This is a genomic window from Pseudomonas laurentiana (assembly GCF_014648275.1).
Taxonomy (GTDB): Bacteria; Pseudomonadota; Gammaproteobacteria; order Pseudomonadales; family Pseudomonadaceae; genus Aquipseudomonas; species Aquipseudomonas laurentiana.
Window position 1 is genome coordinate 1 of sequence record NZ_BMQU01000083.1, and the last position, 996, is coordinate 996.

Annotated in this window: 2 pseudogenes; one reads left to right on the top strand and one right to left on the bottom strand. The window is 15.5% G+C overall.

Annotation, left to right across the window (positions count from 1 at the left end):
- Window positions 1–30: 30 nt before the first annotated feature.
- Window positions 31–249 (bottom strand): annotated as a pseudogene (locus IE038_RS25540) (proton-conducting transporter transmembrane domain-containing protein); the annotation flags it as partial.
- 217 nt (window positions 250–466) lie between these two features.
- Between IE038_RS25540 and IE038_RS25545 the strand changes: the two are divergent.
- Window positions 467–996 (top strand): annotated as a pseudogene (locus IE038_RS25545) (NADH dehydrogenase subunit F C-terminal domain-containing protein); the annotation flags it as partial.

Sequence of the window (996 nt, forward strand, 5' to 3'; positions counted from 1 at the left end):
TAAATTATTATTAAGAATTTTATTTTTTGATTAAAAATAAGTAAGGGGGGGGATATTATAAAGAGAGAGTGTTTTTATTAAAAAGGTTGTTTTTGTAATTGGGATATGTTTTGTTAAATTATTTATAAGAATTATATTTTGATTTTTATTGGGAGAATATTTAATTATAGTTTTTATTGAATGAATAATGGATTTAGATTTTAAAAATAATAAAGTTTTTGAATAAGTATGAGTAATTAAATGAAATAAAGTAGATTGATAAAAGTTAGAATATGATTTTTATGGGTGGTTTGATAAAATATGTTTTGATTATAAAAATGGTTTTTTTAATAGGAATATTTTTTTTTTGTGGTATTTTTTTTTTGTTTGTTTTTGGTTGAAAGATGAAATTTTTAATGATAGTTTGTTATTTTTGTTAATTTTTGTAATAATAGTTTGTTTAATAGTGGGATTAATTGTATTTTATATGTTTTGGATTTATTTATTTATTTTTGAAGGATATTTAAATATTTATTTTTTAAATTATAGTGGAAAAAAAAGTGGTTTTTTTTATTTATTTTTTTTATGGGGTAAAGAAGAAGAAAAAAAATTTAATAAAAATTTTGGGTTAGTATTATTATTAATAATGAATAATATAAAAAGAGTTTTTTTTTTTTGTAATAAAATATATAAAATAAGTAATAATGTAAGAAATTAAATTTTTATTATTGTTGAAAATTTTGGATTTAATATAAGAATTTTTTATTATTTGTATGAATTAGATAATATTATTTTATTTTTTATGTTTATTTTGGTTTTATTTATTTTGTTTATTGGAGTTATAGGAATTTTTTTTAATTAAGAAGGAATAGATTTTGATATATTATTAAAATTTTTTATGTTGTTAATAAATTTTTTGTATAAAAATTTATAAAATTTTGTAGATTGGTATGAATTTTTGAGAAATGTAATTTTTTTGGTTAGTATAGTTTTTTTTGGAATATTTATAGTATATTG